The organism is Duganella sp. AC917, assembly GCF_979258245.1.
Map to the genome: position 1 here is coordinate 2,800,736 of NZ_OZ409848.1, position 25,424 is coordinate 2,826,159.

16 protein-coding genes are annotated in these 25,424 nt (G+C 64.6%); 6 read left to right on the plus strand and 10 right to left on the minus strand.

Features of this window, described 5'->3' with window-relative positions; genetic code table 11:
* Positions 1–29 precede the first annotated feature (29 nt).
* Together ACZ0BA_RS12040 and ACZ0BA_RS12045 are read right to left on the minus strand one after the other, a co-directional pair.
* The gene (locus ACZ0BA_RS12040; protein WP_463451511.1) at positions 30–1,319 is read right to left on the minus strand and encodes a dicarboxylate/amino acid:cation symporter; all 1,290 of its coding nucleotides are present in this window, start codon (positions 1,317–1,319) and stop codon (positions 30–32) included.
* Positions 1,320–1,533: 214 nt separating this feature from the next.
* The gene (locus ACZ0BA_RS12045) at positions 1,534–4,488 is read right to left on the minus strand and encodes a ligand-binding sensor domain-containing diguanylate cyclase (RefSeq protein WP_463451512.1); all 2,955 of its coding nucleotides are present in this window, start codon (positions 4,486–4,488) and stop codon (positions 1,534–1,536) included.
* Between the two features lie 177 nt (positions 4,489–4,665).
* On the opposite strand from ACZ0BA_RS12045, the gene ACZ0BA_RS12050 reads away from it, so the two are divergent.
* From ACZ0BA_RS12050 to ACZ0BA_RS12060, 3 genes are all read left to right on the plus strand, one after another.
* Positions 4,666–5,994, plus strand: a complete 1,329-nt coding sequence (locus tag ACZ0BA_RS12050; RefSeq protein ID WP_463451513.1) for a TrkH family potassium uptake protein — start codon at positions 4,666–4,668, stop codon at positions 5,992–5,994.
* Positions 5,984–6,682 (plus strand): potassium channel family protein, encoded by a 699-nt coding sequence (locus ACZ0BA_RS12055; RefSeq protein WP_463451514.1) that lies wholly within the window; start codon positions 5,984–5,986, stop codon positions 6,680–6,682. The genes ACZ0BA_RS12050 and ACZ0BA_RS12055 overlap by 11 nt, the downstream gene beginning before the upstream one ends.
* A gap of 138 nt (positions 6,683–6,820) precedes the next feature.
* Entirely contained in the window at positions 6,821–8,386 is a 1,566-nt protein-coding gene (locus ACZ0BA_RS12060; protein ID WP_463451515.1) for a catalase, read from the plus strand.
* 81 nt (positions 8,387–8,467) lie between these two features.
* On the opposite strand, the gene ACZ0BA_RS12065 is transcribed toward ACZ0BA_RS12060, so the two are convergent.
* The 4 genes from ACZ0BA_RS12065 to ACZ0BA_RS12080 form a co-directional block, all read right to left on the minus strand.
* Positions 8,468–9,775 carry a right-handed parallel beta-helix repeat-containing protein gene (locus ACZ0BA_RS12065; RefSeq protein WP_463451516.1) on the minus strand — a complete coding sequence of 436 codons (1,308 nt, stop codon included), beginning with the start codon at positions 9,773–9,775 and terminating at the stop codon, positions 8,468–8,470.
* A gap of 54 nt (positions 9,776–9,829) precedes the next feature.
* A complete protein-coding gene (locus tag ACZ0BA_RS12070; protein WP_463451517.1) occupies positions 9,830–10,579 on the minus strand; it encodes a DUF2334 domain-containing protein in 750 nt (249 codons plus the stop codon).
* A complete protein-coding gene (locus ACZ0BA_RS12075) occupies positions 10,569–11,699 on the minus strand; it encodes a glycosyltransferase (RefSeq protein ID WP_463451518.1) in 1,131 nt (376 codons plus the stop codon). Before ACZ0BA_RS12075 ends, ACZ0BA_RS12070 begins: the two co-directional genes overlap by 11 nt.
* A 63-nt stretch (positions 11,700–11,762) precedes the next feature.
* The gene (locus ACZ0BA_RS12080; RefSeq protein WP_463451519.1) at positions 11,763–12,725 is read right to left on the minus strand and encodes a sulfurtransferase; all 963 of its coding nucleotides are present in this window, start codon (positions 12,723–12,725) and stop codon (positions 11,763–11,765) included.
* 175 nt (positions 12,726–12,900) lie between these two features.
* Here ACZ0BA_RS12080 and ACZ0BA_RS12085 point away from each other — a divergent pair, with 175 nt between their 5' ends.
* Positions 12,901–13,167 (plus strand): hypothetical protein, encoded by a 267-nt coding sequence (locus ACZ0BA_RS12085; RefSeq protein WP_463451520.1) that lies wholly within the window; start codon positions 12,901–12,903, stop codon positions 13,165–13,167.
* A 95-nt stretch (positions 13,168–13,262) separates the two neighbouring features.
* Here ACZ0BA_RS12085 and ACZ0BA_RS12090 read toward each other — a convergent pair whose 3' ends face one another.
* Complete coding sequence (locus ACZ0BA_RS12090) at positions 13,263–13,532, minus strand: GlsB/YeaQ/YmgE family stress response membrane protein (RefSeq protein ID WP_463451521.1); 270 nt, start codon at positions 13,530–13,532, stop codon at positions 13,263–13,265.
* Positions 13,533–13,725: 193 nt separating this feature from the next.
* A complete protein-coding gene (locus ACZ0BA_RS12095) occupies positions 13,726–15,519 on the minus strand; it encodes a glycoside hydrolase family 2 protein (RefSeq protein WP_463451522.1) in 1,794 nt (597 codons plus the stop codon).
* A gap of 394 nt (positions 15,520–15,913) precedes the next feature.
* Here ACZ0BA_RS12095 and ACZ0BA_RS12100 point away from each other — a divergent pair, with 394 nt between their 5' ends.
* Both ACZ0BA_RS12100 and ACZ0BA_RS12105 read left to right on the plus strand, forming a co-directional pair.
* Positions 15,914–18,559 (plus strand): FAD-dependent oxidoreductase, encoded by a 2,646-nt coding sequence (locus ACZ0BA_RS12100; RefSeq protein ID WP_463451523.1) that lies wholly within the window; start codon positions 15,914–15,916, stop codon positions 18,557–18,559.
* A gap of 218 nt (positions 18,560–18,777) precedes the next feature.
* Positions 18,778–20,265: an iron-containing redox enzyme family protein gene (locus tag ACZ0BA_RS12105; RefSeq protein WP_463451524.1), complete on the plus strand. Its 1,488-nt coding sequence runs from the start codon at positions 18,778–18,780 to the stop codon at positions 20,263–20,265.
* Here ACZ0BA_RS12105 and ACZ0BA_RS12110 read toward each other — a convergent pair.
* Positions 20,262–21,257, minus strand: coding sequence for a chemotaxis protein CheB (locus ACZ0BA_RS12110; RefSeq protein ID WP_463451525.1), 996 nt, complete (start codon positions 21,255–21,257; stop codon positions 20,262–20,264). The two genes, ACZ0BA_RS12105 and ACZ0BA_RS12110, sit on opposite strands and share 4 nt — an antisense overlap.
* 37 nt (positions 21,258–21,294) lie before the next feature.
* The gene (locus tag ACZ0BA_RS12115; protein ID WP_463454744.1) at positions 21,295–25,365 is read right to left on the minus strand and encodes a CheR family methyltransferase; all 4,071 of its coding nucleotides are present in this window, start codon (positions 25,363–25,365) and stop codon (positions 21,295–21,297) included.
* Between the last annotated feature and the right edge of the window lie 59 nt (positions 25,366–25,424).

Here is a 25,424-nt window from a genome sequence, read left to right on the forward strand (position 1 = left end):
ACTTTTTTAGACTGCTTTTTTTATGTGCTTCAAGCGGCGCGGATATTGGCCCCGCCTTCCTTCTCGTGGTCCTTCAGTGGTGCCTGCTCTTCATCGAGCGCGCCTTCCCACTTGGCGACGACGGCGGTGGCCACCGCGTTGCCGACCGCGTTGGTGGCCGAGCGGCCCATGTCCAGGAACTGGTCGATACCCATCAACAGCAGCAGGCCCGCTTCCGGAATGTTGAATTGATTGAGCGTGGCGGCGATGACCACCAGCGACGCGCGCGGCACGCCGGCGATGCCTTTGGACGTCACCATCAACAGCAGCAGCATGGTGATCTGGGTGCCCAGCGACAGGTCGATGCCGTACGCCTGCGTGATGAACAGCACGGCGAAGGTGCAGTACATCATCGAGCCGTCAAGGTTGAACGAATACCCCATCGGCATGACGAAGCTGGAGATTTTGCGCTGCACGCCAAATTGGTCCAGCGCCACCAGCAGTTTGGGATATGCGGCCTCCGAGCTGGCGGTGGAAAACGCCAGCAGGAACGGTTCGCGGATCAGCACCATCAGGCGGAACACGCGCTTGCCGATAAAGGCGAAGCCACCCAGGATCAGCAGCGCCCACAGGCACACCAGGCCCAGATAGAAACCGCCCATGAACTTGGCGAAGGTCGCCAGGATGCCAAGGCCGTTGGTGGTGACCACCGACGCCATCGCGGCGAAGACGGCCAGCGGCGCCATTTTCATGATGCTGCCGGTGATGCGCAACATGACCTGCGCCAGCTGGTCCACGCCGGCGGTCAGCTTGGCCGCCGATTGTCCCAGCGCGCCCAGGGCGCTGCCGAAGAAGATCGCGAACACCAGCACCTGCAGGATCTCGTTGTTGGCCATGGCCTCGATCGGCGACTTCGGCACCATGTGGCTGACGAATTCCTTGAGCGTGAAGGCCGACGTTTTCAGGCCGGTGGTGGCGTCGATCGGCGGCAGCGGCAATCCGAGGTGGGTACCGAGCTGCATCAGGTTCGACAGCACCATGCCTAGCGTCAGCGACACCAGCGAGGCGATCACGAACCAGCCCATGGCCTTCATGCCGATGCGGCCGGCGGCCTTGCCGTCGCCAAGATGCGCGATGCCGACCGCAAGGGTCGAGAACACCAGCAGCGAAATAATCATTTTGATCAGACGCAGGAACACGTCCGTCACGATCGAAATATGGCCGGCGATGTCGGCGGCGGCCTTTTTATCGGGGAAAGCCTGATGGCACGCGTAGCCGACGGCTACGCCCAACACCATGGCGATCAGGATATACAGCGTTAGTGGGCGCTTTTTTTTCACTTTTATCATCTCCGTTTTATTCCCCCGGCGACGCCGCGGGGTACGGATAGATAGCAATGGCTATGCCAGACGGCTGGAGAGAAAAATAGCCATTCAAGCCATTGATTTCAATGACAATTCTTTACGGAAATGATGATTGCGGCGTGCCGGGCGCATGAAAAACTGGAGCGCCGGCGGACCCCGTGTATGGAAAGTTGGACGAGCCGCCGTCGCCTCACGGCGCTCGTTCGGCGTACTCGATGCGATTCCTGCCGTTCGCCTTGGCGCGGTACAGCGCCTTGTCGGCCAGTTTGATCAGCGATTCGGGCGTGCAGTCCGGCAGCGGCCCGGCCACCACGCCGAAGCTGCAGGCGATGTCGATGGCGACGCCCTCCTCCGTCACTACCGGGTCGGCGCAAACTTCCCGGTGCAGGTCGCGAATGCGCTGTTCGCCGCCGCCGGCGTAGAGTCCGGGCAGCAGCACGATGAACTCCTCGCCGCCGTAGCGGCCCACGGCGTCGGAGCCGCGCAGCCGGTCCGACAGGCGACGCACGAATTCCCTGAGCACCGCGTCGCCGGCCAGATGGCCGTGGGTGTCGTTGATGCGCTTGAAGTGGTCCAGGTCGAGCATGACCAACATGAAACTGCCGCCGCTGCGCGCGCTGACGGCGATCTGCTGGCCGATCATTTCCATGATCGCGACCCGGTTCCAGGCCTTGGTCAACCCGTCCTTGAGGGAGCGCATACGATGCTCCTCGCGCGAAGCCTCCAGCTCCATGGTCCGTTCGCGCACCAGCTGCTCCATCGCCGCGCTGCGGCGCAGGATGCCGCGCAAACGCCAGCGATACAGCAGCCATGCCATCGTCAGCGCCAGCAGCGCGCAGCCGGAATAAAACCAGCCGCTCCGCCACCACGGCGGCATGATCGTCACCGGCAGCTCGATCGGCCCGGCCGCCGCCTGCAGCATGGTGTTCTCCGCGCCAATCTCCAGCACATAGCTGCCCGCCGCCAGCGCGGGATAGCGCAGGACCGTGGAGTCGGTGACCGTCCAGCCGCTTTCCAGTCCCTTTAACCGGTAGCGATAACGCAGCGCCTCGTGGTTGCGGAACGTCAGCACCGCCAGCTTGATCTCCAGCGCGCCGCCGCTCCAGGCGATCATCTGCGCCTTGCTGACGCCCAGCGCGTTACCGTCGTAATCGACCGATTCGATCCTCAGCGCCAGCTGCCTGTTCGAGAACAAGTCCTGCGGATGCAGGATGTGCGAAGCGCCGCCGCTGGTGCCGACCCACATGGAACCGTCGGTGTCCTCGAAGATCGCATACTGGTTGCTGTCGTTCCAAATCAGGCCACTTTGCTGATTGAGCACGCGCCAGGCCTTGCCGTTCCAGACGGCCACGCCGTCGTCGCTGCCGATCCACAGCCAGTGGCGGCGGTCGACATGCATCGACATCATCGAGCGCTCAGCCATCGGCGTACCCGCAAGCGGAAGGCGCTGCATGGCCAGCGCGTCGGCCTTGTCGTCGGCCGGAGCGGACCAGACGATGGCTTCATGGTCATCTGTCATCCACAGGTTGCCGGCATCGCAGCCAAGCATACTGAAGTTCGACGGCATCCTGGGCGCGCTCCAGCGGTCGCCGGCCAGCCGCAGCAGCTTGCCGCTGGCGAGGAACCACAGGGTGCCGTCGGCAGTCTGGCACACGCCGGTGATGGCGATATCATCCTTCGGCTCACCCAGCAAAGAAGCTGGGTACCCGACCGGCTGCGGATTCGACGAACGTGCCGGATCCCTGATCACATATAAACCGTTGTTGGTGGCGATCCACAACTGGCCCGCAGCGTCGACGAACAGACGATAAATAAACGGCAGCTTCGCCACATGGACGCCGCGCGCGGTGCCATGATCCTGACGCACCAGCGCACCGGAGAAGGTGCCGGTCCAGACGTTGCCCGCATGGTCGGTGGCGACCCCGCCGATTTGATGGTCGGCGCCTTCGTAGCCGCCCTTCGCCTGGGTAAAACCGGGCTCGCCCGGCCGCTGGAACGCCAGGCCGCGCCCAGTGCCAAGATAGAGCACACCATCGGCGCCGCGGTGGAACGACCAGATGTCGTCGCTGGGCAGGCCCTGCTCCGTCGTCCAGTTGACGAAGGAGCGATAGCCCTGCCAGTGGCCCAGGCCGCGCCCGGCAAGGCCGAGCCACAACTCGCCATCGCGGTCGGTGAACATGGCGGAGATGCCGCCGTCGGCCTTGAGCCCCTCCCTGGCGCCATACTCGCGCCATTTGCCGTCCAGGCCGCGCAGCAGACCGTTGTCGTTGTTCGACACCAGCGTGCCGTCGCTGTCCTGCGCCATCGGCAAATACTGCCGCACCGTGGTCTGGGCCACGCCCGGCGGAGCGTGCGACACGGCGCGCGCGGCGCCGGGCGCGATCGACACCAGGTAGTCCTGGCTGCGCAGCCACACGACGCCATCCTTGGCGACAAGGATGCCGCGCCAAAATGCGTCCGGCACGCCCTGTTGCGGCCCATAGACTGTCAGGCCGCTGGCGCCATAGCGGCACACCTGCCTGGCGCATCCGGTCCAGACGTCGCCGTCGACACCGACGCCGACGCCGCCGATCCTTGCCAACTCGGGATGTTCGGTACGCTGCGCCGCGCTGAAATAATATCGGGATTGCCACGTGCCGGCGGTGGCGCCACGCCGCAGCTCAAGCAGATCGCGCTTGCCGACGACCAGCAACACGTCTTCGCCATTGCGGGCGAATCCGCGCCCGGCCCACGTGATGATAGGCGCGCCATCGGGATCCTTGACGGCGACGCAGCTGCCGCGCCGCCATTCGCACAAGCCGGCGTCGGTACCGACCCACAAGCGGCCGGCCGAATCGGTTCCCAGCGCGGTGATGAATGCCGTCGGCAAGCCATCGGGCTTGCCGTAGCGTAGAAAATGGGCGCCGTCGAACCGGAACAAGCCGTTCTCGGTGCCGATCCACAGATAGCCGGCGCCGTCCTGGGTGATGGCGGTAACAGCCTGGTTGGCCAACCCGTCGGACTGGCCGTACAGGCGCAGCGACACCTGCTCGGCGGCGGCCGGCCCGCACAGCGCGCAGCAGGCCAGCCACGCCAGCAAAGCAACCAGCCGCGCACCTGCACTCAGGTTCGTTGACACCATCGCCGTGCCGCTCACATGCCGCATCACCACCTCGTGCCGATCTGGAAGACCCCAGCATGCCACCGTGGGACCGATCCGTCCAGCACTCGGACGCCGGCCGTTGCGGCGCGGGCACCGTCACGTATAATCGAGCCGCGCCGACGCCGATGCGACTTGCATCGCCTTCTCCACCCGAATACCGACACTTCGACTGACACATTGATGCGATCCGTGCTTCATCCCGCACGCGCCGTGGCGCTGGCATTCCTGATGGCGATCGCCTTCGGCAGCGCGCTCCTGATGCTGCCGTTCTCGCAAGCGGACGGCCAGGGCGCGCCCTTGCTCGTCGCGTTCTTCACCTCCGTGTCCGCCGTCTGCGTGACCGGCATGACGATCGTCGATACCGGCACCTACTGGTCCGGCTTCGGCCAGGGCGTCATCATGGCGCTGTTCCAGTTCGGCGGCTTCGGCATGATGACCGCCGCCACCCTGCTTGGACTGCTGGTCAACAATTCTCCGCGCCTGCGCACCAAATTAATCAGCCAGATGGAAACCCGCACGCTGGGCCTGGGCGATGTCACCAGCGTGGCGCGCCTGGTGCTGGTGGTGACGTTCGCCTCGGAGCTGCTGATCGCAACCCTGCTTACCCTGCGCATGCATTTCGCCTACGAGCTGCCGTGGGCGCAAGCCATGTGGAGCGGCGCCTTCCACGCCGTGTCGGCGTTCAGCAACGCCGGCTTCTCGATCCACGCCGACAGCGTGACCCGCTACGCCGGCGACGCGCTGATCCTGGCGCCGCTGATGCTGGCCATCGTCGCGGGCGGCATCGGCTTCCCGGTGCTGCACGACCTGCGCCTCAAGCTGCGCGACCCGCGCCACTGGTCGATGCACACCAAGCTCACGCTGCTCGGCACCGCCGTGCTGCTGGTGATGGGCTTCCTCGGCGTGCTGCTGTTCGAATGGCACAACCAGCGCACGCTCGGCGCCATGGACCTGGGCGACAAGCTGCTGTCGGCGTCGTTCATGTCGGTGGCCGCGCGCACGGCGGGCTTCAACGCCGTCGATATCGGCGCGCTGACGCCGGAATCGTGGGCGCTGCACTACTTCCTGATGTTCGTCGGCGGCGGCAGCGCCAGTACCGCCGGCGGCGTCAAGGTCGGCACCATCGTCATCCTCGCGCTGCTGGTGATCGCCGAGGTGCGCGGCTTCCGCGACACCGAAGCTTTCGGCCGCAGGCTGGGCGCATCGGCGCAGCGCCAGGCCATCACGGTCGTGGTCCTGGGCTGCGGCATCGTCGCCGTGGGCACGCTGGTGCTGCTGCACGTATCGGACTTCCCGACCGACCGGATTATTTTCGAAGTGGTCGCGGCGTTCGGCACGGCCGGCCTGTCGACCGGCATCACCCCCGCCCTGCCGCCGAGCGGCCAAATCACGCTGGCCCTGCTGATGTTCCTGGGCCGGGTCGGCACCGTCACGCTGGCGGCGTCGCTGGTACTGGGCGAACGGCGCCTGCCCTATCGTTATCCCGAGGAGCATCCAATTGTTGGGTAAAATTTTCACGGAACAGATCTCATTCCCGAACAGCGACAACATCGTCGTCGTCGGCCTTGGCCGCTTTGGCGGCGCCGTCGCCGAGGCGCTGATGCGCATGGGCCACGACGTCATGGGCATCGACCGCGATACGGAACTGGTGCAGCTGTGGGCCGACAAGCTGACGCACGCGGTGCAAGCCGATTCCACCAACGAGGACGTGATGCGCCAACTGGGCGTGGCCGAGTTCTCGCACGCGATCGTCGGCATCGGCACCGACCTTGCCGCCAGCCTGATGTCGCTGATGGTGCTGACGGAACTGGGCATCAAGGACATCTGGGTCAAGGCGCTGACGCCGGAGCATGGCCAGATCGCCAAACGCGTCGGCGCCCACCACGTGGTCTATCCGGAGTCCGACATGGGCGCCCGGGTGGCGCACCTGATCACCGGCCGCATGATGGACTACATCGAATTCGACGACGGTTTCGCCATCGCCAAGATCCGCGCGCCGGACATGACGCACGATCTGACGTTGGCGCAGTCGCACGTGCGCGAGAAATTCGGTGTCACGGTGGTTGGAGTCAAGCGCCCCGGCGAGGACTTCCAGCACGCGATGCCCGACACCCGCGTGCTGCCGGCCGACATCCTGATCGTCTCCGGGGCCACGCGCAAGATCGAGCAATTCGCCAGCAGCGGACGCAAACGCTGAACAGTTCGGCAATAAAATAGTTTTGTAACTGAAAGGTTTTAAAAACGGAAAAGCTATCGATTTCATATAGATAATTGATTTTGATAATAGTGACACAGCCGTTAAGGTTTGCTTTCACACATCAAAAGGGAGATACCCATGAAATCGACTCAGCTCGTCTGTCGTCTGGCCGCGATGGCTTTGACGGCAGTGGCCGGCATCAACAGCGCCGCCGCCCAAACCGCAGACCCCGCCACCGCGCCCGCCACCGTCATGACACGCGACAACGGCGCGCCCATCGGCGACAACCAGAATTCCCAGACAGCCGGCGCGAACGGCCCAGTCCTGTTGCAGGACGTCCAGCTGATCCAGAAACTACAGCGCTTCGACCGCGAGCGCCAGCCTGAACGCGTGGTCCACGCGCGCGGCACCGGCGCCCACGGCGTCTTCGTTGCCAGCAAAGACATTTCCAACCTGACGCGCGCGGCCGTGTTCAAGCCGGGCGAGGAAACGCCGGTGTTCGTGCGCTTCTCCAGCGTCATCCACGGCAACCACTCGCCGGAAACGCTGCGCGACCCGCGCGGCTTCGCCACCAAGTTCTATAGCAAGGAAGGCAACTGGGACCTGGTCGGCAACAACCTGCCGGTGTTCTTCATCCGTGACGCCATCAAGTTCCCGGACATGGTGCACTCGCTCAAGCCGTCGCCGGACACCAACGTCCAGGACCCGAACCGCTTTTTCGATTTCTTCTCGCACCAGCCGGAATCGACCCACATGCTGACCCGCGTGTACTCCGACCAGGGCACGCCGGCCAGCTACCGCGAAATGGACGGCAACAGCGTGCACGCGTATAAATTCGTCAACGCCAAGGGACAGGTCAACTACGTCAAATTCCACTGGAAGTCGCTGCAAGGCGAAAAAACGCTGACCGCCAAGGAAGCATCGGAGATCCAGGGCCGCGACTTCAACCACATGACGGGCGACCTGATCGCCGCCATCAAGGAAGGCCGCTTCCCGAAATGGGATTTGTACGTGCAGGTGCTGACGCCGGAACAACTGGCCAAGCTGGACTTCAACGGCCTTGACGCCACCAAGATCTGGCCGACCAGCGTGCCGGAAACCAAAGTCGGCACGATGACACTGAACCGCAATCCGGACAACGTGTTCCTCGAAACCGAGCAATCGGCGATGGCGCCGTCGAATCTGGTGCCGGGCATCGAAGCATCGGAAGACCGCATGCTGCAGGGACGTTTGTTCTCGTACGCCGACACGCAGTTGCACCGCCTCGGCGCCAACGGCCTGCAACTGCCGATCAACCGTCCGACGACGGCCGCCGCCAACTACAACCAGGACGGCGCGGCCAACAGCGGCGCCCGTAAAGGCGAAGTCAACTACCAGCCTAGCGCGCACGCGCCGCTGGCCGACAACGCCGAGTACAAGTCCAGCCAGCTGCCGCTGAGCGGCACGACGCAGCAGGCGCGCATCACCAAGACGCGCAACTTCGCGCAGGCGGGGGATTTTTATCGGTCGTTGAACGCGCAGCAGCAGGCCAATCTGGTCAGCAATCTGGCGGGCGATCTGGGTCAGGTGAAGGATGACAACGTCAAGTACACGATGCTGTCGCACTTCCAGAAGGCCGATGCCAACTACGGCCGCGCGATCGCGCTGGCGGTCAAGGCCGATCCGGCCAAGGTGCAGCAGCTGGCGGCCAAGCTGGCCGATTAAGGTTGGGGGAGCCGCGCAGCGTCAGCGGCGGCTCATCGATGGCGGATTACGGCGTTCCGCCTAATCCGCCAGGCTCCGCCATCACTGCGCCGCTTCGAACGCGCCCAAATCCGGCGCCGAACCCTTGAACGGCAGCCCGACATCCATTCCCTTGCCGATCAAATCGCTGGTCGACCGCAAATGATAGCTGCGCAGCACCGGCAAGCTGCCATCGGCCTGCCGTGGCGCGTCCCAGCCGCTGGCCGACACATCCTCGAAATCGCCATCGCTGATCTGCACCGACGTCGTCCACGAATTATTTGCCATATCCAGCCCGGCCGTGTTCGACGTGGCCGTGCCCTTGTAGGCCAGATTATTGCGCAGGTTGCCGAAATTCACGGCCGAACCATCCGGCGCGATCCCCAGCATGTTGTAATTCACACCATTGCTGAACGCCGTATTATTAAAGAAGTCGATCGCCAACGGATGATGGTTGGCATAAAACCCCGCCGCCTTGTTGGCGAACGCCACCGAAAACCGCACCGTGTGCTTGACGCCGTTTGCCACATACGCGCCGCCATAGCCGCCAGCCTTGATGCCGTTGCCGTTCCCGGCTGCCAGCGGCGTCGTCGTGCCCGGCAAATAACCGTGCTGCCACGCCCACGAATTTTCAATCGTCACCGGCGAGAACGCGTTGATCAGGTCGAAGCCATCGTCCGTGTTCATCCACGCGCGGCAACCCCGAAACACATTGCCCGGCTGGTTGGCCTTGATGTGCGCGCCAAAGCCGTCGGCGCTCTGCCCGGCGCCGTTCGACGTGTACGGATCGTAGTTGTGATGCGAGTCGCTGTTGAGCACAAGATTATTGCTGCCGTTCTGGATGAACAGTCCCGGCCCCATGTTGTGGTGCAAGTTGAGCAGCTCGAAAACATTGTGGCTGCCGTTGTTCCACACGCCCCAGGACTCGTGGTTCAGCCGGTTGCCCGGCTGCTGCGGCGCGCCGGTGACTTCCAGCCCCTTCAGATGCACCCAGCTGGCCGTGACATTGAAACCTTTGACACGACAGTCGTCCTTCATCTCGGAAAAATCGAACACCGGCGTCTCGCCGGGATATGCCCAGTAGCGGATCGGCTGGCCCGCGCTGCCGCTCTTGTTGAGCGTGATGGCGTTGACGATGGCCGTGCGGCTGGCGCAGACCTCGACCCCGGCCGTGTAGGCATACTTACCGCCACGGAAGTAGACCGTGTCGCCGGCCTGGGCCTGGGTTTGCGCATGCGCGATCGACGCCCACGGCGCCCCTTGCGTGCCTGCCGCGTTGTCGCTGCCACCGGGGGCGACGTAATAGTTGGTGGCGAACGCCGGCGCGGCGGCGAACGAGAGGACAAGAAGCGCGCTGAGAGGTGTTTTCATCGCCCCATTGTAGAGACCGCTGAGCCATTGTTACCACACGACACGGAAAAATCATCAAACTGATCGGCTCGATCGGGCAAAGGCTGACTTGGTCATCGGCACGCGCGACTCGAGCAGCGCAGCCGTCAGGTGTTGCGCATGCCGCAGCAGCGCCGGGTGTTCGGCGTCGGCCGGATGCAAGCCAAGGCGGACCAGTCCCGCCGAGCCCATGCACGCGGCCTGCGCAGACGCCACGCGTGGCGACAGCTGGCGACCGCTGCGATTACGCGCCGTGTACACCAGGCTGGGCGACCAGATGCTGCGCCGGGCCGGGAGCAGATGGAAATGCGTCCACGTCGTCGTGTAGGAAAACGGCGACTTGTGCAACGCCTGCCAGGCGCCATCGCCCAACAGCCAGGCCGGCGGCACAAAGCCGTCGACCGGCCAGCCGCGACGATTGAACCATTCCAAACCCAGCGCCATCAGCAAGCGGCTTTGCGCCGCGCTCAGTGCGGCGAACTCGCCCTCGTTGCGCGTGTACACGCCGCGCAGCCAGCGCTTGGCCAGGCTGGAGGGCGGCGGCCCGTTGTCCAGATGCCGGTAACCGTGCAGCGCCAACTCGTGGCCGCTTGCCAGCAAGCTGCCAAGCATCGCCTCGTAGTCCCTGTCAAGCTGGGCGCTGCCGTGATAGCACGGCACCACCAGCAACGTCAGTGGAATATCGGCCACCTCCTGTATCGCCCGCAGCAAGCGTTGGCAAGCGGGCCAAGTGGCGGGCGCCACGTCGTGGATCGAGACGCACAGCGCCTTACCGTCACTCCGCAAGGCAGACCTCGGGACTTGCGTCGGCAAGCCGGCGCGACGCCAGCAAAGCGGTGTAGCGTTCCATCAGCTGCGGCATGATGCGGTTCCAGTCGAAATGCGCGCAGGCCTTGTGGCGCGCGTTGGCGCCCAGCCGCGCCAGATCGGCGCCGAACAAGGCTTCGATACCGTCGCTCATGCTGGCCGGGCTGTCGGGCGCGACCACGAGTCCGGTATCGGCGTCGATCAGTTCGGCCACGCCGCCGCCCGTGCCCAGCACCGGCAGGCCGCAGGCCATCGCCTCCAGCGCGATCAGCCCGAAGGTTTCGCCGTCGCCCGGATGGGTCAGCATATCGCAACTGGCCAGCAGCCGCGCCAGCCGGCGCGGGTCGCGTTCGAAAGGCAACACCGTACTGTTGGGCGACGCCGGCAAGGCGTCACCGCCGCCGACCAGCAGCAGATGATAAGGCGGGCCCAGCCGCCGCACCGCCTCGATCAGCACGTTCAGTTTTTTCTGCGGCGTGAAGCGGCCGGCATAGACCAGCAGCCGGGTGTCCGCAGGCAGTCCCAGGCGCCGCCGCAAATCCGCATCGCGGCGCTCCGGCGTAAAAATATCGGTGTCCACACCCAGCGGCTGGTGCACCGGGTCGGTCACGCCCAGCTCGGCGAGCCGGTGCACCATCAGGCGGCTCGGCGCCAGCACGAGGTCGAACTGATTGTAGACATGGCGCAGGTACTTGCCGGTGATCGCAGCCGCGCGCGCGCCGAAACGCTCGCCCACCAGCGCGTGCAAGTCCGAGTGGTAAAAGCCGATCAACGGCAGCTGCAGCCGGCGCCGCACATGCAGCGCGGCCAGCGCGCACGGCCCGGCATCGCCGACTTCGAGCACGTCGGGCCGGCAACGCTCGACCATGCGCGCGGGCGTGCGCAGCGACGTCGGTATGCGGTAGCCGTTGATGCCAGGAAACGCAAAACCCGGCAAGGCAATCACCGACGGCGCCAGGCCGCCTCCTTGCGCGCTCGAACTGAGTATCGTGTGGCGCGCCTGGTTGTTGCGCGCCAGCCACTTCGTCTTGGCGTTGAGATAGCTGCTGATGCCGCCGCCCTCGGCGGCGTAGTACATGGTGAGGTCTAGGACATGCATAATCGCGCTTCGCTTGAGAAGCTTCCAAGTTAGCATCCAGACACGCACAAAGTTTGATCTAGATCAATCGGACACTGAAGTCACGGGCAAACCGGCGGACTCGGGCGCGGCAAGCCGCACCGCATTGTCGGGATCGCCGCTCCACTCCAGCCAGCCGCCGTCATAGACGCTGATCCTCGGCCAGCCCATTAGCCAGGCATAAAAAAACGCCATCGACGCGCGCCAGCCGGTGCCGCAATAAAACCCCACCCGCAGGTCTTTCACGATGCCCTGCCGCCGCCACTGCCGCACGATCGCGGCGGCAGGTTTCATGCGGCCGTCGGCCAGGTGATACGCGCTCATGCTGTTGACGTCACCATCGACGCCGGCCATGCCCCAGCGCGCGCCGGCGATATCCCCCCTGGCGGCGATATAGCTGTAGCCGGAGACTTTACCCGTGAATTCCGCCTCGCTGCGGATGCTCGCCAGCGCGCCGTCGGCCGCCGCCAACAAAGCGCGCGCTTGCCCGGTATCGATCAGGTATTCCGGATGGGCGGGGAATGCGATGCCGAACGCCGCGACCGCATGGCTATCCGGCAGCGGCATTCGCCCTGGCGTGCACGGATGCCGGTTCGCCTCCCACAGCGCGTAACCTCCATCGAGCAGGCGCACATCGGCGACGCCCCCGTACAGCAGCAGATGCGCCAGGCGCGCGGCGGCGAGGTTGTTGCGGCCGTAGAGAATGACGGTGGTGTCGTGGCGCACGCCATGCGACAGCAGCAGGCACAATAGTACGTCGTCGGCAACCTTGTTCCACAACGGTTCGCACTCGAATTCGCGGGCATCGATGTATGCCGCGCCGGGGATATGCGCATGCTCGAACAGCCCGGCCATGCCGCAACCGACCTCCAGCAGGCGCCAGTCCGCCGACGGCGGCGCGGGCACCGGAGCGCCGGCCGTCAGCGCCGCCAGCCAGGCGGGCGAAACCAGCTGGTGCGGTCGCACCAAATCGCGGCGGAATCGCGCGCTGACGTTTTCATGCTGCATGTCGTAACTTTGGAAACACGCCATCCCGGCGCACAGCCCGCTATTTTACGCGACGCACAAGGGCCATCCCCTGCCAGCCAGGGTGAGCGAGCTAACATACGTGCGCAGCCAAATCTGGGAAGGTAGCTGACATGTGCGCTGCGCGATGCAGACTATCTTCAAGGGAGCGTGAACCATGCTGCAATACCTGATCAACATGAGCGTCGCCGAGGGCGACTGCTGGCTCACATTTTCGGACGAGGACCTGGAACAAATCAGAAACGCGATGCCGGGCGAGTCCATCGATCTGGAAAACTATCGCGCGTTCCTGGCAGCCGACCACACGCTCGCGCTGGCGAAAAAGCCGGCCCTGGCCGAGTCGGCGGTGGTGCCATATCGGCGGCTATGCCGCAAACTCGCCGAGGCCGAGATCGCCGCGAACGAGGTACGCCAATACGGTTGAATAACATGTCTGGCGAAGAACAACTCCGAAAAAAACAAACCCCGACAGTCGATAACGACTGTCGGGGTTTTGTTTAGCAGGCGGGTATGGCGATATCAGCGTGCGCGGCCACGGAAAACCAGGTTGGCGATGGCCAGCAGCACCACGGCGCCGAGGAACGATACGCCCAGCGAGCCGAGACTGAAGTCGCCATCATTGATCGTACCGGTACCCAGCAACGGCGCGATGACCAGGCCGCCGAGGAAAGCGCCGACGATGCCGACGATGACATTCAAGAAGATACCTTGTTGGGCATCCGTGTTCATGACTTTGCTTGCGATCCATCCCAGCAGGCCACCAATGATAATCCATCCGATAAAGTTCATTTTTCTTCTCCCTGAAAATTAAATTGAACGCATCACACCGCAACGTTGAAGCTTAGTGAATGCGCCCTTGTTTTTTACCGTCGCCCGCCTTCTATCGGCATTCCATTTGCCGCGTCGACAAACGATCCGACCAGTGCATTCTACGACTAGCTCAGCCGGGCCATGTCAGCACTTCGCTGCTGTTGACGTAGGACTACGGCGCATCGTTGTTCAAGCTGGCCTCGCTCACCTCGCTGGCGTTGCGCGTGGCAGCGCTGATCTGCGCCAGCGGAACCTTGGGACTGCGATCGGCATTCAGCAAACCATTGGTTTCCTGGAAGGTGTCGGCAAACTGCGTGTAGCAAAAACCGCTGAACATCACCGTCTCGTTGACCACCTTGAGCAAGGCGCGGTAGCGCGCCAGATAGGTCTCGGCGTCGCCCACGCGCGAATAGCCCCAGGTGTGGTGGGCCGGCGCGTTGGGATCGAAGGCGATGCCGCCGAACTCGGTCAACACGATCGGCTGGCCCCGGTGCGGGAAGCCGTCCAGCGTCAGGATGCGCCCGCCCGGACGGCGCTGGTCGAACAAGGTGCGCACCGGATCGGTCACCGCATAGCGCTGCTGCACTTTTTCCGGGTCGGCGTCGTAATCGTGGATGCCGAGAATATCGGTGGCCGAGGCCTCCCAGCCGTCGTTGCCGATCACCGGCCGCGTGGCGTCGAGCATCCGCGTCATGTGGTACAGCGCCTCGACCGCGTTGCGGTGCGCCTGGGTCGAGGTCAGATTCGGCACGCCCCACGATTCGTTGAACGGCACCCACACGATCACGCACGGATGGCTGTAGTCGCGCTCGATCGCCTCGGTCCATTCCTTGATCAGCCGCGTCATCGCGCGCGGGCTGAAGGCATAGGCCGACGGCATCTCTTCCCACACCAGCAAGCCGAGCTTGTCGGCCCAGTACAGGTAGCGCGGGTCCTCGATCTTCTGGTGCTTGCGCACGCCGTTGAAGCCCATCTCCTTGGCCAGTTCGACGTCGCGGCGCAGCGCGTCGTCGTCGGGCGCGGTCATCAGCGTGTCGGGCCAATAGCCCTGGTCCAGCACCAGGCGCAGCGGATATGGCCGGCCGTTGAGCATGAAGCGGTCGCGGTTGATCGCCACCGAGCGCAGCGCCGTGTACGAGCGCACCGTGTCGAGCACCTGGTCGCCGCAGTACAGGGTCAGCTCCGCGTCAAGCAAGGTCGGGCGCTCTGGGCTCCACAGCAAATCGTTGCGCGAATCGTCGATGCCCGGGTCCGACAACACGATCTTGCGGTTGGCCGCGCGGCCCACCAGCAAGTAGCGGTCGGCCGCCAGCAGCACGCCGTTGTGCAGCAGCCGCACCGACACCGCCAGGTTGTCGCGGATGTCGCCGCCGGCCAACACTTCGCAGCCCATCTCGAAACCGTCGAACACCGGCGTCCAGCGCAGCGAGCCGATGTAGGTCGCCGGCAAGCTCTCGACCCAGACCGTCTGCCAGATGCCGGTGGTGCGCGGATACCAGATCGAGTGGGGTTCGAGCTGCCAGTCCTGCTTGCCGCGCGGCTTGGCCAGGTCGCCCGGATCGTCCTCGACATGCACGACGATAGTCTGTGACGGACCCGCGTTGAGCGCATCGGTGATGTCGGCGTGGAACGGCGTATGGCCGCCCTCGTGCTGGGCCACCAGCACGCCGTTGACCCACACGCGCGCATGATAGTCGACCGCGCCGAAATGCAGCATGGTGTGCGCGCCGCGCTGCTCCAGGTCGAATATGAGCCGATACCAGCAAGCCATGTGGAACGATTCGTCGCCGATGCCGCTGGCCTTGGCCTCGGGCGCGAACGGCACGATGATGCGCGCGCTCCAGTCGATCGGGTCGCCAGGGTGGCTAAAGCGCTGCTCGTGGTCGAAGGCGAATTCCCATTCGCCGTTCAGGGACTGCCACGCATCGCGTACAAGTTGTGGTCTCGGGTATTCAAACTGACTCATGCGCATTCCTCACGGTCGGTGCCTCGGCAGTATGCCCGGCGAAAGGAGCAATGCTAGCAATCTTGAGGGCGATTCGCTTGCCAATTCCGCTTGGAAAAGCAAATTCTTGGTGAAAAAATCGTTAAAGTGCAACTAATTTACAACTGCTTTTCCTAGCGGAATTGAACTGAAAAAACACCCGATCATTGCTACGATTGACCTCACATTATTTCTGTCGCGATAGCAGATCAAAGCGCGCAGCGATTGCCTTCACCTGGAATCGACATGTCAATCCCGACTTCGCATACAGCCTTTACGTTCAGCCTTCGCGGCCATCCGCGTGCGTTCGTTGGCGCGCGCTAGGCCGGCAGGCAACCCAACTATCAACGACCCGCGAGGGCACAGGGAGAACTTCATGAAAACCATTATCGTCTTTTGTCATCTGCGCTGGGACTTCGTCTATCAGCGTCCGCAACAACTCCTGTCGCGCCTTGCCAAGCACTACAAAATCGCCTTTGTCGAAGAGCCGGTCTTCCATGAGGGCGAGAGCTTCGTGCAGAGCTCGAGCCCGGCGCCCAACGTCACCGTCTACCGGCCGCATACGCCGGTGCACGCGACCGGTTTCCACGACGACCAGATTCCTTTGCTGCAACCGCTGTTGCAACAATTGCTGCCTGAGCTTAGCCGTGGCGACGACGCCCCCATCGTCTGGTTCTACACGCCGATGGCGCTGCCGCTGCTGCCGTCGCTGCACGCCGGCCTGGTGGTCTACGATTGCATGGATGAACTCTCCGCCTTCAAGAACCCGCCCAAGCAATTGCTGCAGCGCGAGACCGCACTGCTCAAGATCGCCGACCTCGTCTTCACTGGCGGTCCCAGCCTGTACGAGGCCAAACGCGGCCGCCACGACAACGCCCATTGCTTCCCCAGCAGCGTCGACGCCGCGCACTTCCACCAGGCACTCGATCGCGGCAACGAGCATCCGCTGCACGCCGGCATTCCGGGTCCACGCCTGGGCTACTACGGCGTTATCGACGAGCGCTTCGACGCCGACCTGATCGGCGCGCTGGCCGACGCCCATCCGGAATGGCAGATCGTGCTGGTCGGACCGGTGGTCAAGATCGATCCGGCCTCGCTGCCGCAGCGCGCCAACATCCACTACCTGGGCCAGCAGTCGTATGAAGCGCTGCCGCAGTTCCTGGCCGGATGGGACGTCTGCCTGCTGCCGTTCGCGCTCAACGAATCAACCCGCTACATCAGCCCGACCAAGGTGCTCGAATACATGGCGGCCGAACTGCCGGCCGTCAGCACCGCCATCAAAGACGTGCGCGATCCGTACAGCGACATCGTCTGGGTCGCCGACAGCCACGCCGAATTCATCGAAGACTGCGAGGCCGCGCTGGCGCTGACGCCGGAGCAGCGCGCGGCGCGGGTCGAAAAAATGCGCGCCGTGGTCGAGAAAACCTCGTGGGAGGCCACCTCCGACGCCATGCGCACGCTGCTGGACAATACGCCGCCGTCGGGCAAAAGCGCCAAGCAGAACCAGCAGGAGGGGGCGGTCGCCGTCCCTTCCGGCTCCTCCGCCGTCGTCAATCCGATGCGCCAGTCCGCCGCCGCGCAGCGCACCGGCTGCCTCATCGTCGGCGCCGGCCCGACCGGCCTGTCGGCCGCCTACCACCTCGGGGCGGACACCATGCTGCTCGAGCGTAACGCCACCGTCGGCGGCTGGTGCCGCTCTATCCAGGACCAAGGCTTCACCTTCGACTACGCCGGCCACATCATGTTCTCCAACGATCCGTACGTGCTTAAACTGTACGACATCCTGCTTGGCGACAACCAGCATTGGCAAATGCGCGAAGCCTGGGTCTACAGCAAACAGGTGTTCACCCGCTACCCGTTCCAGGGCGCGCTGTACGGCCTGCCGCCGGCGGTCATCAAGGAATGCATCGTCGGCGCCATCGAATCGCGCTACGGGCTGGCCGACAAGGCCGAAAGCGCCAACAAGGTGGAAAGCTGCGCCACCGCCGAAGTGCAGGATTGCTGCGCGGACGGCACCGCCGACGTCGCCAACAGCAGCGAAAGCGCGATGTCGACCGCCGCCAAGGGCGAAGACTTCGAGCACTTCATCTACCGCGTCTGGGGCGCCGGCATCGCCCGCCACTTCGCCATCCCGTACAACAAGAAATTGTGGACGGTGCCGCTGAAGGAGATGGAAACCTCGTGGCTGGGTGGACGCGTGCCGCTGCCGGACCTGAACCAGATCATCGAAGGCGCGCTGGAACCGGTCGCCAAGCCGATGGGGCCGAACGCGCGCTTCGGCTACCCCAAGCGCGGCGGCTTCCAGGCGCTGGTGTCGGGCTTCCTGCCGCACATCCGCGGCAAGATCGAACTGAACGCCGACGCGGTGCGCATCCTGCCCGACGAGCACACGGTGGTGCTGGCCGATGGCCGCCGCCTGCAGTACGATCAATTGATCAGCACGATGCCGCTGCCTGAACTGGTGCGCCTGATCGGCAGCGAGGCGCCGCCGGAAGTAAGGCGCGCGGCCGAGGGCTTGCGGCATATTTCGATCCGCTGCGTCAACATCGGCATCGCCCGCACCGACGTCACCGACAAGCACTGGATCTACTATCCGGAAGACAGCATCTTCCACCGCATCTTCGTGCAGGGCAACGCCAGCCCGGAATGCAACGCGCCGGGCGGCTTCGGCTTTACCTGCGAGATTTCGTACTCGCCGTGGAAGCCGCTGCCGCTGGACGGCGAGGAGCTCATCGAGCGCTGCATCGCCGATTGCATCAAGGTCGGCATGATGCGCGAGGACGACCGGGTGATCACCGCCAACCAGGTCGACATGCCGTACGCGTATGTGGTGTACGACCACGCCCGCGCGGAGAACGTAGCGACGGTGCGCGCATGGATGGAACAGCACGATATCGTGTTGGCCGGGCGCTACAGCGAGTGGGAATATTACAACTCGGATCATGCCTTCCTGGCCGGTAAAAAGGCGGCGGAACGCGTGCAGGCGAACCGCGGTGACAGCGCCAAGACGGCCGAATCGTAAGATAGTCATATCGGCAAGTAAAAATGCAGGGCGGGTACGGCGAAATGCCGTCATCCGCCCTTTTAAATTTGCCCGCAGCCCCAATGCACGTCAGCAATGTAAGCACTGTCTTACACAAACACAGGGGCAACGCCCCTAGGGCAAGCGCCCTACGGCAGGGATAATCTACCGACTATATAGACGAGCTTCAAGCCGTCTCACTTTTTCGGAAGAACACCATGTCCCTACTCGCTCAAGCGCTGCCAGACAGCATCGCCACCATCAGCAACAATAACGACAACCAAAGCGCCACGCCGGTCGCCAGCGCGGTGTACCGCGCGCTGTCGCAAGGCGTTCCTGTCGGCAACGACCGCGCCATGGCCCGTACTTTCCTGGAACAACAGCTGCAACAGGCTCGCCTGCTGAGCTCGGATCTGCCGGGCAACTCGACGGACATGGAAAACTGGATCGGCGAGCGCTCCGAAGCGATCGGCGCCGAATACAACGCCTATCTGAAGCAACGCCGCGACGGCGCGCCGCGCCGTTACTTTACGACCAAGGCGCACGCGCTGTTCTTCCTCAAGCACGTCGCCCCGACCAAGCTGGTCGACGGCGCCTGGCTGTATGGCGTGCTCGAGCGCTGGGACGACCCCGACTTCCGCCCGCTGATCCAGACTTACCTGGAAGAGCTGGGCGACGGCGTGCCGGACAAAAACCACGTGGTGCTCTACAAAAAACTGCTGGCCAGCCACGGCTGCGACCAGTGGCAGGACGTCGAGGAAACCCACTTCGTGCAAGGTGCGATCCAGCTCGCGCTGGCCTACGACGCCGAACGTTTCCTGCCGGAGATCATCGGCTACAACCTCGGCTACGAGCAACTGCCGCTGCACTTGCTGATCACCGCCTACGAACTGAACGAGCTGGGTATCGATCCCTACTATTTCACCTTGCACATCACGGTCGACAACGGCGGCACCGGCCACGCCTTCAAGGCGGTGCAGGCGCTGCAACAGCTGCTGCCGCGCTGCGGCGACGCCGCCGCCTTCCTGCGCCGCGTACAGGACGGCTATCGCCTCAACGATCTGGGCGCCAGCACCAATTCCGTCATCGCCGAGTTCGATCTGGAAGCGGAGCTGGTGCACATCCTGGCGACCAAAGCCGTGGTGGGTAAAAACATGCACTCCGATTATTGCCGCGTTGGCGGCCGTGGCATCAACGACTGGCTGTCCGAGCCGAAGCAGATTCCCGCCATGCTGGGCGAGCTGGAAAAAGCCGGCTGGATCCAGCGCGGCCAGCCGGCCGACAACAGCCGCTTCTGGCGCCTGATCCAGAGCGAGCGCGCCGAGATGTTTGGCGTCTTCAGCGCCTACGAGCAGCAAATCCTCAGCGACTGGATCGCCACCGCGCCCGGTGAGCAGCCGACGCCCGCCGTGCCGACGGTGCGCACGCCGAGCTTCCGGGCCCGCCAGCGCGCGCTCGATACGCTGGGCCTACATCACAGCCCGCGTAGCGGCCCCGCGCGCGGCGTGATACGCCACCACGCGGCCGACAGCGGCGCCAATGACGACCAGGACGTCGGCGAACTGCGTCAACTGGAATTGCAGGTGGCGTCCATGGGCAACAAGCAGGCGGCGATGCGGTTGTTGCAATCGCTGATGACGCCGGCGCGCCACCACAGCGCCGCCGGTTTGATGGCGACGCGCCTGTTCCGCCAACTGATCGACTAATCGGCGATGCCCCCGCCGGCCAGCAGCGCGCGCAGCGCTTCGGCCTCGGCGCGGGCCCGTTGCGCCAGCGCCGCATAGCCCGGTTCCGGCGTCAGGCTGCGGGCGGAAAACTCCGCAGCCAACTGCTCGGCCAGATTCTCCTTCTCCTGCACCGCCCGCAGCGCAGCCGACAGCGCCGCTTCGATCGCGGCCTCCTGCTGCTGCAACAACGCCAGCAATGTAAAGCTGTGTCCGGTATGACAGCGGAAGCGGCAAGGCCGCGTATTATTCACCGAGAACAAGGTGCCGCCGCACTCCGGGCAACTATATGGCGACGGCGTGGCGATGTACTTAAGCTGATGCATTTCGCCGTCGCCGGTGGCAAAACGGTTTTCCACTTGCAGCCATTGCGGCACCTCCGCGCGCTCGTCCGCGACCACGCGCGGCATGCCGGCCCACTCGACCAGCACGCCGGCTATGCCCTGCAGCGGGACGCAAAAGTCCACATCGACCTGGTCGATCGCGTGACGCGGCATGTCTGGCACGCTGGCGTTGGCCGGGTCCTGCACGATTGCGGTCCCGCCGCAGGCCTTGATCGCTTGCAGGCCGGCGACACCGTCGTCCAGATAACCGGTCAGTATCACGCCGGCGCTGGCGTCGCCGCAGGCGGCGGCGGCCGAGCGGAACAAGGTATCGATGGCGGGCCGGGAATGGTTCTCCTTGGGCCCGCGCGCCAGCACCGTGCGCAGCGCGCCATCGTGGCGCTCCACCAGCAAGTGGCGGTCCGGCGGCGCGATCAGCACCATGCCGGGGCCAAGCGTTTCGTGATGGCCGGCGTGCCGTACCGACAAGGCGCAACGCCGCGCGAGCAACGCCGGCAATATGCTCGGGTGGTCGCCGATATGCATGACCACCAAGATCGGCGCGGGAAAGTCGGACGGCATGCCGGCAAGAATTTCCGTCAGGGCCATCACGCCACCAGCCGAAGCGCCCATTACAACCACTGCCTTCATCGAATCCCTTCCAGCGCTCGCGCGCCCGTTGCATTAATCAAGTACCTGTATTTTTCCCCAACAGCTGCGCCACCTTGCGCGACAACTCGGTCATGTCCACCGGTTTGCCCACGTGGGCCGAAAAACCGGCGTCGAGCGCACGTTCTACGTCCTGCTGGCGCGACATGCCAGTGATGGCCAGCGCCGGCACGGCCTCGTAGCCGGGCTGTGCACGCAGGGCGCGAATGAAGTCGGTGCCTTCCATCTCGGGCATGTCGAGGTCGGACATGACCAGATCGAAGCGCTGCTCGGGCAACAATGTGAGCGCCTCGACCGGCGAGGCGCTGGCTGTCACCACCGCGCCCTCCAGCTCGAGCAACATGGTAAATACCTCCAGGCCGTCGGCGCTGTCATCCACCACCAGCAGGCGCGCGCCCTGCAGCACGCCGGCCGGCGGCGCCTGGTCGTCGGCGCTGCGCACCGTGCCGAGCGCGCGCGGCAGGAACACGGTGAACGTCGCGCCCTGCCCCGGACCGGGCGACTCGGCCGTGACCCGGCCGCCGTGCAGCCGGACGATCTCGTAGACCAACGCCAGCCCGATGCCCAGGCCGACGCCGCCGCGCATGCTGTTGGCATTGCCCTGCTTGAAAATGTCGAAGATCGTCGGCAGCACCTCGGGGCGGATGCCCTGTCCGGTGTCGCGCACGCACAGGCGCACCTCGCGCTCGTCATGCTCGAGCGTGACGGTCACCGTGCCCTGCTGGGGCGTGAACTTGATCGCGTTGCTGATCAGATTCCACACCACCTGTTCCAGCCGCACCTCATCGGCATGCATGGGAAGAGCCTGCTCGGGCATGTGCACCACCATCTGCGGCGCGTTCGGCGTGCCGCCGGTCACCTCGACGATGTTACCCACCAACGCGCGGAAATCAAGTGCTTCCCGGTTCAGCTCCATCTTGCCCGTCGATACGCGCGACAGGTCGAGCAAGTCGTTGATGATCTTGGCCTGGCTGATGGTCGACGAGCGGATCGCGCTGACGGCCTTGTGCGCGGCCGGCTCGGCGCGCACCGCGGGCAGGCGCAGCAGCACGTCGGCATGCATGTGGATCAGGTTCAGCGGATGCTTCAGTTCGTGCGACATGATGGCCAGGAACTGGTCCTTCTGCGCGTTGTAGGCCTGCGCCTGGTTGCTGCGATCGAGCTCGCGCGAGAGTTGCTCGGCGCGGCTCTTCTCTGCCTCCTGGCGACCGGTCAGGTCGCGCCCGATCTTGGCGTACCCGCTGAGCTCGCCGTCGCTGCCGCGCAACGGCGTCAGCACGCCGCTGCAGTAGAAGCGGGTGCCGTCCTTGCGCAGGTGCCAGCGTTCGTCCTCGGCGCGGCCGTCCTCGCGCGCGCGGCGCTGCTCGTCGGCCGGCATGCCGGCGGCGCGGTCCTCGGGCACGAAAATGAGTTCGTACGGCTGGCCGATGATCTCGGCCTCGGGGTAGCCGAAAATACGCTCGGCGCCGCTGTTGAAGCTGGTGATCATGCTGTCGAGGTCGACAGTGATGATGATGTAGTCCTTGGTGCTGGCGGCCACCAGGCGCATGCGTTCCTCGCCGGCGCGGGCGCGCTCCTCGGCGCGGCGGCGCTTGGTGATGTCGATAAAGGTCAGCACCGCGCCGTCGATCTGGTCGAGGCCGGTGCGATACGGCAGCAGCCTGGCGATGAACCAGCGCCCGTCATCGCTGGCGACCTCGCGCTCGACCGGGCGCAGCGACTCGAACGTCAGGGCCGCGTCCTTGGACAGCTGCGGATAGGTCAGCTTGTGCGTGATGTCGTGCAGCGGCCGGCCGATGTCGCTGGCGATCAGGTTGAACAGCTCGCATGCGTGTGGCGTGTAGCGCTTGATGCGCATGCCGCGGTCGACAAAGATGGTGGCCAGGTCGGTCGACGCGATCAGGTTTTGCAGGTCGTCGTTGACCTTGCTGGTCTCCTCGACCTTGCTCTTGAGCTCGAAGTTGACGGTGATCAGTTCCTCGTTGACCGATTGCAGCTCCTCCTTGCTGGTCTCGAGCTCCTCGGTGGCCGAGCGCAGCTCTTCGTTGATCGCCTGCAGCTCCTCGTTGGCGGCCTTGAGCTCCTCGTTGGACGTCTCCGAGTTTTCAATGGTGTCCTGCAATTGCAGGCGCGTGCGCTGCAACTCCTGCTCAAGGCTCGACAGCACCGTGTCCTGCGCCGGATCGAGCTCGGTACCGGTCTGTTCTTCGGTGATCTGCTCGATCTTGTGGAACAGCACCAGGATGAAATCGGTCGCGGTGTTGGCGTCGTAGAACGGCCGCGCCATCATGTTGACATAAAACACGCGCGCGCCGCGCTCGAAGCGGATGCTGCGCGTCTCCACGCTCTTGCCGCTCTGGGCCGCCTGGAACAAGGCCGCGCGCAGCTCCAGCCGCAACTCAGGCTCGGCCAGCGCGACCAGGTTGCGTGACGGCTCGCCGGCCACGTGGCGCAGGAATTGCGCCGTGCCCTCGGACATATGGACGATGTTCGACTGCTGATCGACCAGCACGCTCGGCGGCGCGTATTCGGCCAGCACCCGCTGGTGCACGCTGGCGAACGACGGCTTGTCGCCGTGCGGGCGTTCCGGGTACGGCACCGCCGAGGCGGCAGCGATCGGCGCCATCATCGGAATGGCCGAGCGCGGCAAACGGGAAGTCGGACGGGCGCGGTAGATGCGGTTCTTCTTGTCGACCGGCACAAAGAACTCGGCCACCATGTCGGCCGATTCGGAGCCGCCCAGGAACAGGTAGCCGCCCGGATTGAGCGCGAAATGGAACATCTCGAGCACTTGGGAATGGGTGTCGCGGTTCAGGTAGATCAGCAGGTTGCGGCAGCTGATCAGGTCGATCTTTGAGAACGGCGGGTCGCGCAGCAGGTTCTGGCTGGCGAACAAAATCTTGTCGCGCACCGACTTCTTGATGCGGTAGCGGCCGTCCTCCTTGTTGAAGTGCTCGGCCAGCCGGGCGGCCGACACATCGCGCGAAATGGCCGCGTTGTACAGGCCGGCGCGGGCGAAGGCGATCGCGCGATCGTCGATGTCCGAGCCGAACAGCTGGAAGTCGGCGCTCGGCGCGTTCTTGACCACGTGCTCGGTCAACAGCATGCCGAGCGAATAGGTCTCCTCGCCGGTCGAGCAGCCGACGCTCCACACGCGCAGCGCCTGGCCGTTCGGCACATCGGCAAACAACTTGGGCACGATGTCGCGCTCGATGCTCTCGAACGCCTCGCTGTCGCGGAAAAATTGCGTCACCCCGATCAGCATGTCGCGCAGCAGCGCGTCGCTCTCGCTGCGGTCCTCGCGCAGCAGGTCGCGGTACTGACCCAGCGACGCTGTCTCGCGCACCTGCAGCCGCCGCTCGATACGGCGCAGCACCGTGGCGCGCTTGTACTTGGCGAAGTCATGCCCGGTGCGCGCGCGCAGGATGCTGATGATATCGCGCAGCGTCTCCTCGTCCTCGGCCGGCAGCGCGTTATCGTTGGGTTCGACAACCGGCCTGCCACGCGGCAGCGGCAAGGCGATGCGGCGGGCGTTTTCCCACACCGCCGCCAGCTTGCGCGGCATGTCGGCCACCTGCAGCACGAAGTCGACCGCGCCCGAGTCGATCGCCGCGCGCGGCATGCCGGCGAACTCGGCCTCGTCCGGGTTTTGCACCATCACCACGCCGCCGTGGTCCTTGAGCGAGACCAGCCCGGCCGCGCCGTCGCTGCCGGTGCCCGACAGCACGATGCCAAACGCACGCGACTCGTGCGCCGCCGCCAGCGTGCGGAAGAAAGTGTCGACCGCCACCGGCCAGCCGGGGCCGGCGGCGCGCTCGCGCACCCGCAGATAGCCGTCGATCATCTCGAGTTGGCGGTTCGGCGGAATCACATACACGGTGCCCTTTTCCACATGCGTCGGCCCGGTGACCTCGACCACCGGCACCGGCGCCCACTTGCGCAACAGCGCGGCGGGGTCGCTTTCGTGGGTGGGCGACAAATGCATCACAACGACATACGCCATGGGCATGTCGGGTGTGAGGTGGCTAAAGAATTCTTGCAAGGCAGACAACCCCCCGGCCGATGCGCCGATGCCGACGATCGGAAAAATCCTGAATACTGGGGAGGGCTTGAGTCATTAAATATCCTGATGTTGATGTGCACGGTTGT